We start from the raw sequence: 12989 nt of genomic DNA, 5'->3' as shown, positions 1-12989 counted from the left end.
TGGCGGACTGGAATGACACTACAATGATTCGTTGCGAGGAGCGACTTCCGAGGAGTGACCCTCCACGGCGGGCAGGCGCGGCAATGACCAAAGGGAATGCTGAAAGCTCGCCTCGGAGAGGTGCGACCAAAGGGAGTGGTGGAACCGTAACCATCTCAGTTCTCTTCGCTCCAGTGCGCAACAGAGACGTCCCGCACGAAGAGCTCGGGTGGACCGGCATTTAAGGTAGGTTTTTAACTTATTATTCTGTTCGCTTGATACGGATGCGGCCATCGAAGATAAGCGGCACACCGGAGCTGTTCGAATAATAGCCGGAAAATTTGCCGAAAAGATTTTTTGCAGTCAGAGAGTCAATGACCATCAAACCCGAGTCAGCCAAAAAGAGTTTGTCTTCTGTCGGCTGGTCAAACCGTCCGAGCAATTGAGCGAAGGAGCTGTCAAGAAGGCCATATTGACCGGGCGCGGGTTCAGGAGGGAGTTGAACAAATAAGCGGCATTGAAGGTTTTCATCGAATCCAAAAAGCATTGCCACATTTGAATCGGCGCGCTCGCCGCGTGTCGAGACAAGCATCATCATCACGGTTCCGATTCCCGTTTCCAATTTTGTCTCTGTGCGCAGCTCGAGTACGGCATCACGAATATATTGCGTCCCTTCAACTTTGACTTTGCGCCGCCATTCTTCGGTCTGCATGAATAAGTCGAGTCGATACCGGCTTGTGCACGAAAGGGCGCACAAGACCGCGATTCCTATGAGAGAGCATACTGCAAGCCTGAATGGTGTTCTGTCGAATTTCTTTTTCATAATTCCTTACAGAGGCATCTGGAGTATGCGATAGCGTTTGTAGATAACAGAGCCGAAAGCCTCAAGTCCGCGGCAAATTAAGTCGTTGCTTTCCAGAACCCAGGAAAGCTCACCCCATTTGTAACCGTTGTTGTGCACGGCATCGGCAGTGGCAACATAGAGAATTGAATCAAGCCCCTTCTTCTGGTGCTCCGGCGAAACTCCCAAGGTGATGACGCGCACGGTGTCGACTTTGTTTCGGATTTTCGTATGCCACAGAAGTTTGAGCAGACCGAAAGGGAAGAGCTTGCCTCGCATAAAAATGAGCGCCCGATTGATATTCGGCAGTGAGAGGGCAAAAGCAACAGGTTTTCCGTCAATCTCGGCAATGATAACAAGTTTTGGATCGACAATTTGTTTGAGATTCTTGGCCGAATAAGCAAACTCGGCCTCGTCCATCGGAACAAATCCCCAATTTTTAGACCAGCATTCGTTGTAGAGTCGATTGATGAGCGCAACTTCGTTATCAAAATCGTGCATATTCATATTCCGAAGCGTGACACCGAGCCTTTTTTGGGAGCGTTCAATAATCGGAGCCACCCGAGTTCGATCCATCTCCGGCGGACTATGCTTGTATGCGAGCAGATCCATCACTTTTTTCATGCCAAACTTTTCCGCAAGAAGGGGCTGGTATGGTTTGTTGTATGTCATCATGACCATAGGCGGCGAATCGAAACCTTCGACCAGAAAACCGCATTCATGATTGGTCGAGAAATTCATTGGCCCCCTCATACGCTCCATGCCCTCTTTTTTGAGCGTAATCATGGCAACCTTCAGAAGCTTGGCGGCAATATCGGCGTCATCAGGTGTGTCAAGAAATCCGAAAAATCCGGTTTTCTCATCGTGAAAATCATTGTGGCGGTAGTTAACACAGGTCGCAATTCGCCCGACAACTGTTCCGTTATCCATTGCAAGAAAAAGCTTAACTTTAGCTGCGCGATAAAACGGATTTTTCTTGAAGTCAAAAAATTCCTTACGCTCGACATTGAGTGGAGCGACATAATTTGGGTCATCGCGATAGAGATGATTAGGGTAGGCAATAAACTTTTTGAGCTGGGCCGATGACTCGACTTCGACCACTTCGACACTGGACATAAAATTAATCTGTCAGCGGTTTCAAATGATGCCCTTCTCGCGTCCGACTTTGGCAAGCACTTCTATGACTTTATCTATCTGGGCATCGGTATGAGTTGCGGTATAGGAGGTGCGGATCATTGCCTGTCCGGGCGGCACAGCGGGCGAGATGACTGGATTGGTGAAGACACCGTTGTCAAATAGCGCTTTCCAGAAGGCAAAGCATTCCATATCTCCGCCGACGACAATAGGCACTACCGGCGTTTGTGAGTGGCCGATGTTGAAGCCGAGGGTTTTGTATTCTCTCTGCACGCGGCGGGCGTTGCGCCACAGATGCTCGCGCCGTTCCGGCTCGGTCTCCATTATATCCAACGCGGCCAAAACGGCGGCGGCGGATGATGGTGTTATGGAAGCTGAGAATATGAGAGAACGGGCGTGGTGTTTTATATAATCTATCACTTTGGCATCGCCAACAACAAAGCCTCCGAGCGAGGCAAATGATTTTGAGAATGTTCCCATTGTCAGGTCAACTCTATCAATAAGTCCAAAATGCTCCGCTGTTCCTGCGCCGGTTTTTCCGAGCACACCGATCGAATGGGCATCGTCGACCATCACCTTCGCATTATACCTTTCGGCAATTTCGACAAGCGAAGGGAGGTTGATAATATCCCCTTCCATCGAAAAGACGCCGTCGACTGCCACAAGAATCCCGCCGCGGGAATTGATATTTCGTACATTTTTGAGCACCCGCTCAAAATCTTCCATATCATTATGGGCAAATTTGTAGGTCTTGCCGTATGAGAGGCGGCAGGCATCGACTATACAGGCATGGACCTGACGGTCGATAATTACTGCGTCATTTTTGCCAACCATACAGGAGATGACGCCAAGATTGGTCTGGAAACCAGTTGAGAACACAAGCGCGGCTTCTTTTTGCATGAACTTGGCAAGTCGGCGTTCAAGTTCCAGGTGCAGGTCAAGCGTGCCGTTGAGGAAACGTGAGCCGGTACATCCTGAGCCGTATTTGTGGACAGCCGCAGCTGACGCCTCTTTGACTTTAGGGTGATTGACGAGGCCCAGGTAATTATTTGAACCGACCATGATACATTCCTGGCCATCGACAATAACGGAATCGCCGGGTGCGGATTGTATGGGATGAAAGTAAGGATAAATCCCAGCCGCCTTGATTTCATCGGCGGTAGTAAATTCATAACACTTATCAAAGAGATCGAGATAGCCTATCTCGGTTTTTTCCTCAGCCTGCACAGATGGCTCCTTCCCTACGGTTCAACTGATAAACAGCCATGTACGAAAGTGATTTATGACTGGTTTGTCAAGATAATAGCCTGACAAGGCCGAACCGGCTTTTAGAGCCAGTTTTGGCGAATCTATCAGTGTGATTTGCGAAAAGTCTTCATAAACTCGGCCAATTGGAGCGCGGAGTCGAGTGTAAGGGCATTATAGAGCGAGACCCGGATGCCGCCGACATCGCGGTGTCCTTTCAGGCCGATAAATCCGGCGGTTTTGCTTTCTTTGAGAAAGAGCTCCTCTAGTTGTTCGTTGGGCAATCGCATGGTAAGGTTCATCCACGACCGACTGTCTTTTTGAACGGTTCCGCGGTAGAAGTCGTCGTGTTTGTCCATCAGACCATAAATTGTGGCTTGTTTGTCGTGGTTTATTTTCTCAATTCCACTCAAACCGCCATTCGTCTTGATCCATTCCAAAACCAGTCTCATCATATAAATGGCAAAAACCGGCGGGGTATTGTAAAGCGAGTCGTTTTTGACATGGGTGCGGTAATCAAACATGGTCGGGTTGCCGTCTTTGCATTTAGCAAGCAGGTGATCGCGAATGATGACGACTGTGACACCGGCCGGGCCGATATTTTTCTGCGCGCCCGCATATATAAGAGAAAACTTTGAGTAATCAAGAGTACGTGAACAGAAATCCGATGACATATCGCACACAAGCGGCACTTGTTCGGTCTCGGGCCACCAGTGCCACTGTGTGCCGAAAATGGTGTTGTTCGATGTCATGTGAAAATAGGATGAATCCGATGGGATTTTGAATTCTTCAATTTGTGGGATATAGGTGTATGATTGCTCTTTCGACGATGCCACAACAGAGACATTACCAAGCAGTTTCGCTTCTTTGATTGCTTTGTTGGCCCAGACACCGGTGTCGGTATAGGCCGCACTTTTTCCAGCGGGGAGGAAATTCATCGGTATCATTGAAAATTGTGTCGATGCCCCGCCGCCCAGAAAAATAACATGATATTCTTTTCCCAATCCGAGCAGTTCACGCAGAAGATTCATTGTTGCGCTGTTTATCTCCTCGAATTCTTCCGTGCGGTGCGATGTTTCCATTATAGACATCCCGGTTCCGCGATAATCCAACAATTCATGCTGGACAGTCTGGAGAACTTCGAGGGGAAGGGTCGAAGGGCCGGGGTTGAAATTATGTACACGGTTTATTTTGGGCGGTCTGGTCGTTGTGGTTGTATGCATGTGTATTACCCTTTTCTAATATGAGCGACATATTCATCTATCAGCCGGTCGATAACTGTGCCGATACGGAGAAGATTTTCTTTGGTCGATGCGCCTATGTGCGGAGCCAATATAGTATTCGGCGCGTCAAAAAGCGGACTGTTTTCTGGCGGTTCTTTGTGCCAGACATCGTTGGCAAATCCGCCAAGTTTGCCGCTTTTGAGGGCATCGGCGACATCCTGCTCGACAATACATTCCCCCCGCCCGGTATTAATCAAATACGCGCCAGTTTTAAAAAGCGCGAGTGTTTTCTTGTTTATGAGTCCACGCGTTGATTCCACCAGCGGCGTATGGAGTGAGACATAATCCGATTCAGGCAAAACGTCCTCCAAATGTGTGCGAATCTCGGCGAAATCTGAAAAACGAACATCGGGATGCCAGGCCAGAAGCTTCATCCGGAACGCCCGTGCGCGGATGGCAAGTGCGGTTCCGATACGCCCCATACCCAGAATGCCGAGCGTTTTGCCGCCCAACTCAGTTCGGGTCAGTTCGGTTTTGAGCCATTTCCCTTCGCGGATCGATCTGTCGGCCTTTGTGATATTGTTCGGGAGGGCGATCATGAAGGCAAAGGCCAATTCTGCCACAGCGACAGTAGAGGCATCGGCTGTATTATGGGTTATTATATTCTTTTGATGGGCGTAGTCAATGTCGATAGTATCCATTCCTACACCGCCGCGAATGACCATTTTCAATTTTTCGGCTTTGTCAATAAAGTCGCGGGTGACTTTGGTTTTGCTTCGAACCAGCGCGATCTCGGCTTCGGGTAACTTGTTCTTGTCGTCTGTGACTTCTCCATATTTTTTCAACAGGGATGGCAGGCTTGAATCGAAGGCATCGGCGATAAAAATGAGCATCATATTCCTTTGGTAGTCATTCGGCCAGCAGGTGGACAATGAGTCCTGAGCGCAGTTTCGGTTCGAACCATGTTGATTTTGGGGGCATGACTTCGCCAGCATCGGCCACCCGAAGCAGTTGTTCGATGCTTGTCGGGTAGAGAGAAAAGGCCAAAGAAAAATCTCCCGAATCGACTAGTCGCACAAGTTCCGCGGTTCCCCGTATGCCACCCACAAAATCAATCCGTTTATCGGTGCGCTGGTTGTGTATTCCCAAAACAGGGCTGATAAGGTTGTCAGCCAGAATTGCGGCATCGATTGACTTGGTGTGATGGTTGGCATCGAAACTACCTTCCTTGGCGTTGAGAAGGTACCATTGCTTTTCGCAATAAAGCCCGAACTGGTGCGGTTTTGTGGGGGCGACAGCGACTGATGAAAGTTTCAGGTCAAATTTTTCCTTCACTCTTTCCAATAATGCTTCAGGTGTCAGACCATTCGTATCCCGAATCACCCGGTTATATGGCATGATATGCAGACCGCTGTCCGCAAAGAGGCCATTGAGAAAATAATTATAGGGCTCGTCCCCTGTGTGCCGAGGATTCTCGTCTCTCATCTGCCGCGCGACATCCGATGCGGCCTCGCATCGGTGGTGGCCATCGGCTATATAAAGTAATGGCAGTTTAGCGAATGCTTCAATGAGCGCTTTGATTGTTTCTATATCATTCACAACCCAAAATTCGTGGTTGACATCATCATCGCTTCTAAAATCCACAACAGACTTGGACGCACTAATTTTCCTGAAGATCTCAGCTATGGTTGGGTCTTGCTTGAATGTGGACAGAACTGGTGAGACCTGTGCCCGGCAGGCGATAATATGGTTGGCGCGGTCTTTCACTTTTTCAGGACGGGTGTGCTCGTGCTTTTTGACGATGCCGTTATCATATTCCTCAACCGATGTCAGCGCTACGAGTCCGGTCTGTTTCCGGCCGTTCATGGTCAGGCGGTAGAGATAAAAACAGGGCTGAGAGTCCTGGATAAATGTCTTATTGCCCATGAATCGGTCGAGGTTTTCCCGCCCGAGAGTATAGACTGTTTCATCATATGGGTCATAATTGTCAGGAAATTCAATATCGGGACGGTCGATGAGCAGAAATGAATAGGGTTTGCCTTCGGCAAGTTCGCGTGCTTCGGTTCCCGACAGAGTATCATATGGCGGTGTGGCCACACGCGGCGCAAGCGCTGGAGCAACTCGAAGTCCTTTAAATGGCCGAATAGTCGCCACGCATCTCCTCTTGTCAGACTAGTTACAAACTTATCAAATCTCTATATCAGAATGGGCAAGGAGCGAAATTTCAGTGGCAATATCAATAGGTTTTTTTTGTGGGAGATGGTGGAGGTGGAATCCTCTGGCCACCCGCCACAACTGGCAGGCACGTCGGACTGCACGAAGATGCAATGTGATGTCGGTTGGCTCTGCCCAACAGGTCAATATCTCTTCGTGATTGCCCCCTCCCACTTTTCAACTGTTGACAGCCAATACCCCCCTCGCTATATAAGCCTCATGAAAATTCTTCAACTCATAGAAGATTTTGGCGTTATCGGGGGCGCCGAGAATGTCATGTTGAATTTGCTCACCCATCTTAACAAAGACGAATTTGAGAGCCATGTTGCCATCGTCACTCCCAAATCAATACCTCCCCTTGCCGTAGCCACAGGCGCGACAGTTCATCTGATACAGGGTGACGGACAAATGAACCTTGAGGTGTTGCGTCAGCTTCGGGGCATTGTTCGACAAAACCAGATTGACCTTGTTCACAGCCATCTGCTGAAAATGAACAGCTACAACGGGCCTCTCTCGCGTTGGTGCGGCGTCCCCGGAGTCGGATCAGTTCATGGCATATTACCGCATGAGACCACTCCGCGCGCAAGGTTGTTCGCCAAATTTGCCGGGGCGCTTAATACCAGAACAGTTGTGGTGTCCAGATCGCTTGCTGACCAATATGTCTCAACATATGGGGTGAATCAGTCCAAGCTGGTTGTGATTAATAACGGATTTGACAAATCACGCATCGCGCCGCCATCAAGTGAAGCGATCGAAGAGTTTCGCAGACAGCACAATCTTCAGCCTTCGGCGCCGGTCGTCGTTGCCGTCGGAAATGTTAAAGAAGTGAAGGGATATAGTTTTCTCATCGCGGCTTTCGCCCGTGTTTTAAAATCAGTGCCGGATGCGAGACTTTTTATTGCCGGCGAAGACAGCCAGAACAAAAATCTTGGCCTGCTATCACTCGTGACTGATTTGGGAGTAAAGGACAGAGTCATCTTCCTCGGTTCGTTTGACAATATCGCGCTTCTCTTTTCGGTGGCGTCCCTCTATGTCTGTTCGTCGCTTCACGAAGGATTTTCTCTCACCACGGTTGAAGCGATGGCATCACAGTTATCGGTGGTCGTAACCGACTGTGGCGGTCCGGCAGACATTGTCCGAGACAAAGCCGATGGACTGATTGTACCGATTGCTGATTCTGAATCCCTCGCAAATGCCATGATCCGTCTACTGACTGATAGCGCGTCTGCAAAAAAAATGGGAATTTCCGGACGGGATCGCGCCGAGCGCAATTTCTCAATGGACAAGTTTATTGCTGAACACGAAATGCTCTATAAGGCCCTGATTGCCTCAGGGCGTTCGAAGTTTCTGGATTTTCTAAAATAAACTATCCGTAGACACTCTCGCGGGCTTTGGTCAAAGCTTCTTCCCGCCAAGTTTTATCGTGAAGGGACTGTTTAAAGAGCGCCAACTGCATGAGTGGTTCAAGACGCCAGCCGCGACTGACCACCTCTTTAGGCATCATATTGACTGTGTTAAACCCGAGCGTGCTGAGTGTAACGAGAAGACTGTTTGCAGACAGAATCGAAAGTAGTCGCGGGGCGGCAAAAATCTCCTTAGCGGCGGCTCCATACAGATGTCTCTTGCGAATCGACCCGTATTGTTTTGGAAGCGGCCGTGTGAATGGGCGGCTGAATTCATCGGGGCTGACTCGGATAAAAGGATAGTGTGAAGTCGGGATTCGTTTCATAAGATCGGCTCGCTCGAAGCGAAGGATTTCGTCCTGATAATTCCTGTCGAGTTTCAGAGACGGAGAAAGACTCATACAAAAATCGGCGAGATCATTGTCAAAGTAAGGACAGACGGACTCAACTTTCATGCTGAGCAATGTTTGCCCGAACAGCGAAGTACGCCGGCGTGTCCAATTGCTAAATTGGAAAGTCGTGAAGCGGTTGGCATTCTGCGGCAAATTGTCCAGCATGGCTGCTACACGCTCTATCAGTGGCGGGCCTGAAGGCGCTTTGCGAAGATAGAGACGTATCGGCGCTCCAAACATATCGAGAATCGTGGATGCCAATTTGTTGCTGTTGTGACATTCCTGGTTTATTTCGGGAGTTACATGATCGTCGTAGACGAGCATGTCGCCGCCCAGGCCGTCAAAGTTGACTCCGGCATTTTGTGGTATTTTGGACAGTAAAGGTAACAGCCAGCGATGCTGACTCGTTTCATAATCAAGCAAATGAAAGGCATGCCGGGCAAGTTCTCCTTCGAGTTCGGCGGGATAAATATCAACCAAGGTCTGTTTGAGTGAAAACTCACGGCACAATTCCTGAGTGACAATAGAGTCGGTGTCATAGTGGGCTCCGGCCAGCTGAAGCGCAGTCGTGAAGATTTCAGGCTGTTTGCCTGTTCTCGTCAATTCAAGCATAATCCGGCGGGAATCAAGTCCCGAACTGAGCAGACAGATAGGTTTATCGCTGAGTTCGTCTAACCGTCCAATCGACTGTTTGAGCAGGCGGATATTTTCGCTGATATAATCCTGGGGAGTCAGAGTCGAGTCGACTTTCCACTGGTCGTACCACCAGTAGCGAGTGGTGGAAGGACCCTCGCTTCTGAAACGGATAAAGCTTCCCGAGGGCACTCGCTTGGCGTCTTTGAGAAGTGTGTTATCGCCAAGCGGGAATCCCAAAACAAGGATTTCTTCGGCTGTCAAGTCATCGATTTCATAGCTGTCGCCGCTGTTGTAAATGGCTTTCATCTCCGAGGCAAAGACCAAATGTCCTGCAAACTGTCGATAATATAGAGGACGTATCCCATGACGGTCGGTACCAAGAATCAGCTCGTTACGCGAAGGCCGCCACAGCGCGAATGAAAAAATGCCGTTGAGGCGCTCCATCCCTTTTCCCTGTTGAACAATATGGATATAGGCCAGAATGTCAGCCGCAGAAGTCACTTTGACTTCTCCGCCACTGTCTCGGCTGATTTCGTCAGTCCATTGCGCAATATTGGTGATGTAGCCAGACACAAAACAGATTTCATCGTCGATCAAATTCCGCGAGGCGCTGCAAAAATTATCACGAGTATCAAAGAAGACGCGCGCCAAACCGGCATCATCAAGAATCTTTTTTTCGATGGTGAACGCCTGCGAATGCCAAAGAGGCGCAATCAGACACTTGAGTTCAGCGTCAATAGCCAAACCTCTACGTGAATAATCTACTATACCACAGATTGCTGACATATAAAACAATATACCTAATTCGCTTCCAATTAGCGTAAGGTTTGATTGATTTTTTGATGAATCTATGCCACTGCGCTCTCCGGGCAATGGATTACTTGTCTCTGCTGAGCAACTTTTATACGCCACAGGGGTACCGAAGTTGGACGGGATCAGTTTTTCAGCAGAATTTTGTCAAAGAGCTGGAGATATTGCTTACCCGTCGTTTCGAGGTTGAAATCGCTGATAACCCGTCTATATCCATTTTCTCCCATTATGCGGCATTCTTCCTCATGCTCAAGACAAAAGCTCATCCTGTCGGCAAGTGAATCAACGTCTTCAGACTCAATAAGAAAGCCGTTATAACCGTCTTTTATTGATTCCGGTAATCCACCAACAGACGTTGCTATTACCGTTTTTTTCATCAACTGCATTTCCAATACAACCAAGGGAAAACCTTCGCGTCTTGATGAAACCACCCCAAAAGAGGCCCCGCTAAAAAGCGAAGGTACATCCTGATTAGCTACTTCGCCGAGAATATGTATTTTACTCGCGGCAGATGAGCCATTTATTAACTTTTGGCGATCTTTTTCGGTGGACCGTCCTCCGAGTAGGACGAGAGAGACATCGGGAAACGTGTCGGATATCTTCTCGAAAGCTTTTAACAGTATATCCGTTCCCTTTACATCCACAGGGAAGGCATTGGCTATGATATACCGACCGTTAATTGCATAACTTCGGGACGGAACATTTTCCGCCCATCGTGAATCTACTCCGATATAAATGGCTTTACTGGTGGTGGGAATCGCTTGAAGCGCCCGTCTGGCTTCCTCGAGCATGAATTCGGAACATGCGATCAATGCATCGGCATTTCTGACGACTGAATTCACTACCGTCTTAACCGCCGGATGCTCGCGGATATTTGTGTGTATATCGCTTCCGTGGACGCACACAACATATTTGACCGAAAAAAGACGTTTGAGCGCAGGGAAATAGCTGTTGGCAATGCCCGGAAAATGGAGAACAACAATGTCAATATTATGCAGTTTAATGAAACGCCTTAGCTTCAAAAGCGTTGGCAGAAAATAGACTGCCCAGGCAATGGCCGCCTTTATTGTTTTTGTCTTTTGGTACATAGGGCGTTGGAAGAGTGAATAGACCGACACCAAACCATCATCATATTTCTTTTCAATTGAATCAGAATCGCCATCGATAAGGATCAGACACTGATGTCCGTTCTGGGATAGCTGATGACAAATTCTCTCTACTGCCACGACGACACCTCCAACGTAGGGCTTGTACCATGGAACGACGGTAAGAATATTCAGGCGGCTGCTCCTCTTGTAATGACCAGTAAGACAAAAAGTTACTACTTTTTATACTTTTTTGAGTAGAACAAAATATGACTTTAAATGGAGCGAAAATTGGGTCATAGAGAACTAATTACCCTGCGAAGCTGGACAGAGGGACAGCAATCCCCGAATCGATGATACCAGTATGACCTCACAGTCTCGTGAAATACGTAATCTCACTCTACGAAAGAAAATCTGATTTTGATTTCTTGCGATTTTCATCAAGAGAAATGGCATGGCCGTAAATTGACTTAAGTGTCTGCGACATTGTAAAGGCCGGGTCATCAAGCTTTCTCTTTGCCTCTCTGCTTAGTGAACGGGCATGCTCGGGGTTGGCCAGAGATGCATGATAGCTGCTTTAACACCTTGTGCATCGCCTGCATCGACAACCAAACCGTCCACGCCGTCGCTGATATATCCTTGGGCGCTCCTTCGATCGGCTAGAGCGCTTCATCTCTGTATTTGGATATCGTGCTCCCGGTGTTTTTTGGACGAAGTTCGAACATTTTTTGAAGAAAACACGGAATACTAATTTGGACTCGGCAGGGCAAACTATTTTTCTGGGGAATGCCTGTCCGCCTTTGGAGGAGAATTGTCCTGCCTCGGTTTCCGTCCCGCCCGCAGGAGGGGTCTGGGAAGGAATGCGGGCGGGTTTTTGAACCTTTCCTTTTTCGTTTCCGAATTTCGTGCCAGCGAAACTGGCGCGCCGCCTTTTTTAGTTTCCTGATTTTCTTCGGTTACAATCTTTACATAACATCTGGCAATTTTTTGAAACAGTTTTTCCGCCTTCGTGCCAAGGTTTTATGTGATCGGCCTCCATTTCTTCTATTTCAAAATGCTTTTTGCATTTTACGCAGATGCCTTTTTGCCTTTCGTACGCTTCTCTCTTTTGCTTTTCGGTAAAGGCGCGAATGTTTAGATATTTTTCATTTCTGGTCAAAACATATTCATAGATACCAGACTTTTTGGTCACATCTTCATCTTGCATTAATTCGGTTATTTCTTTTTCCAGTTTCTTTGAATCACATTTTTTATTTTTGAATTGGTTATACAAATCACCCCACGGCACATTACTCATTTCTCGGCGATAGTTCGTAAAAATCTCCCGCGTCCATGCGATCACTTTTTGAAAATATTCCCACAATTCGTCAGCACTTTTGTCGTGCTGATGTTTGGCCATATAGTCCTCAATATTGCCGCCATTGATCCACGAAAGCGCGGTTTCCAAATACTCTTGCCTAATTGGTGAACCGCTCACTAACTGCCCGCCATCATTTGCTAAGAGATAGGCTGCACAATTTGTTTTGCTAAATTTGAGTTTGGCGTCTGATAGCCATGGCCCAGTATAAACCGCGTTGCGAATTTCTTGATCAGTTAATTTTTCTCCAGCAATATTGATAATCCTAAACCAGTCCAGCCGTTCTTTGTCTGTACCTTCGCAGAAGTAAATCATCAGTTCATAATCCAAAATTTCATACTGTTCTTCTTTTGTTAGATTATGGAAAAAGCGATCATTGAGAGAAAAATCACCAGTAACATATTGCCCAATGCTGATAGTGCGCTGTTGGCCGTCCAGCACTTCGTAGCCACCATCTTCTCTAATCATCCAATACATCACATTCAGCGGAAAGCTGTTTTTGATAGTTTCTATCACGGCATTGCGCTGCTTTTCCTTGTACACAAATTCGCGCTGATATTTTGGCCGAATATCCAGTTTGCCGCTATAAGCTACCACGCCCTCCTCGGCACTATCTTTGTAGCCGACAATCACTTCGCGAATTGGTATTTTATGTAGATCAATTTTCATA

At 47.9% G+C, this 12989-nt stretch carries 11 protein-coding genes; 2 read left to right on the top strand and 9 right to left on the bottom strand.

The genetic code is table 11. The features are described from left to right. On the top strand, positions 1-224 hold a 224-nt coding region (locus SGI97_01125; GenBank protein MDZ4722506.1), incomplete at its 5' end, for a hypothetical protein. Between the two features lie 17 nt (positions 225-241). Here SGI97_01125 and SGI97_01120 read toward each other — a convergent pair. From SGI97_01120 to SGI97_01095, 6 genes are all read right to left on the bottom strand, one after another. Beyond that, positions 242-802: a hypothetical protein gene (locus SGI97_01120; GenBank protein ID MDZ4722505.1), complete on the bottom strand. Its 561-nt coding sequence runs from the start codon at positions 800-802 to the stop codon at positions 242-244. A 6-nt stretch (positions 803-808) separates the two neighbouring features. Then, positions 809-1936 (bottom strand): GNAT family N-acetyltransferase, encoded by a 1128-nt coding sequence (locus SGI97_01115; protein MDZ4722504.1) that lies wholly within the window; start codon positions 1934-1936, stop codon positions 809-811. Positions 1937-1957: 21 nt separating this feature from the next. Beyond that, positions 1958-3181 (bottom strand): pyridoxal phosphate-dependent aminotransferase family protein, encoded by a 1224-nt coding sequence (locus SGI97_01110; GenBank protein MDZ4722503.1) that lies wholly within the window; start codon positions 3179-3181, stop codon positions 1958-1960. A 125-nt stretch (positions 3182-3306) separates the two neighbouring features. Further along, positions 3307-4422, bottom strand: coding sequence for a 3-phosphoserine/phosphohydroxythreonine transaminase (serC, locus tag SGI97_01105; protein MDZ4722502.1), 1116 nt, complete (start codon positions 4420-4422; stop codon positions 3307-3309). 5 nt (positions 4423-4427) lie between these two features. Beyond that, a complete protein-coding gene (locus tag SGI97_01100; GenBank protein ID MDZ4722501.1) occupies positions 4428-5318 on the bottom strand; it encodes a hydroxyacid dehydrogenase in 891 nt (296 codons plus the stop codon). A gap of 13 nt (positions 5319-5331) precedes the next feature. Beyond that, complete coding sequence (locus tag SGI97_01095) at positions 5332-6576, bottom strand: DUF1015 family protein (protein MDZ4722500.1); 1245 nt, start codon at positions 6574-6576, stop codon at positions 5332-5334. 279 nt (positions 6577-6855) lie between these two features. Between SGI97_01095 and SGI97_01090 the strand changes: the two genes are divergently transcribed. Further along, a complete protein-coding gene (locus SGI97_01090) occupies positions 6856-8001 on the top strand; it encodes a glycosyltransferase family 4 protein (protein ID MDZ4722499.1) in 1146 nt (381 codons plus the stop codon). Between the two features lies 1 nt (position 8002). On the opposite strand, the gene SGI97_01085 is transcribed toward SGI97_01090, so the two are convergent. From SGI97_01085 to SGI97_01075, 3 genes are all read right to left on the bottom strand, one after another. Beyond that, positions 8003-9853 carry an asparagine synthase-related protein gene (locus SGI97_01085; protein ID MDZ4722498.1) on the bottom strand — a complete coding sequence of 617 codons (1851 nt, stop codon included), beginning with the start codon at positions 9851-9853 and terminating at the stop codon, positions 8003-8005. 149 nt (positions 9854-10002) lie between these two features. Continuing rightward, a complete protein-coding gene (locus SGI97_01080) occupies positions 10003-11151 on the bottom strand; it encodes a glycosyltransferase family 4 protein (protein ID MDZ4722497.1) in 1149 nt (382 codons plus the stop codon). Positions 11152-11896: 745 nt separating this feature from the next. Beyond that, the gene (locus SGI97_01075) at positions 11897-12988 is read right to left on the bottom strand and encodes a DUF262 domain-containing protein (GenBank protein ID MDZ4722496.1); all 1092 of its coding nucleotides are present in this window, start codon (positions 12986-12988) and stop codon (positions 11897-11899) included. Between the last annotated feature and the right edge of the window lies 1 nt (position 12989).

The organism is Candidatus Zixiibacteriota bacterium (genome assembly GCA_034439475.1).
GTDB lineage: Bacteria > Zixibacteria > MSB-5A5 > GN15 > FEB-12 > JAWXAN01.
Note: the sequence above shows the minus strand (reverse complement) of the source record. Positions and strands in the feature narration are given on the sequence as shown.

What these genes read in the sequence shown, in the direction of transcription:
- SGI97_01085 (MDZ4722498.1), bottom strand. Translation starts at nt 9,853, where the DNA reads ATGTCAGCAATCTGTGGTATAGTAGATTATTCACGTAGAGGTTTGGCT.
- SGI97_01100 (MDZ4722501.1), bottom strand. Translation starts at nt 5,318, where the DNA reads ATGATGCTCATTTTTATCGCCGATGCCTTCGATTCAAGCCTGCCATCC.
- SGI97_01115 (MDZ4722504.1), bottom strand. Translation starts at nt 1,936, where the DNA reads ATGTCCAGTGTCGAAGTGGTCGAAGTCGAGTCATCGGCCCAGCTCAAA.
- SGI97_01075 (MDZ4722496.1), bottom strand. Translation starts at nt 12,988, where the DNA reads ATGAAAATTGATCTACATAAAATACCAATTCGCGAAGTGATTGTCGGC.
- SGI97_01090 (MDZ4722499.1), top strand. Translation starts at nt 6,856, where the DNA reads ATGAAAATTCTTCAACTCATAGAAGATTTTGGCGTTATCGGGGGCGCC.
- SGI97_01120 (MDZ4722505.1), bottom strand. Translation starts at nt 802, where the DNA reads ATGAAAAAGAAATTCGACAGAACACCATTCAGGCTTGCAGTATGCTCT.
- serC (MDZ4722502.1), bottom strand. Translation starts at nt 4,422, where the DNA reads ATGCATACAACCACAACGACCAGACCGCCCAAAATAAACCGTGTACAT.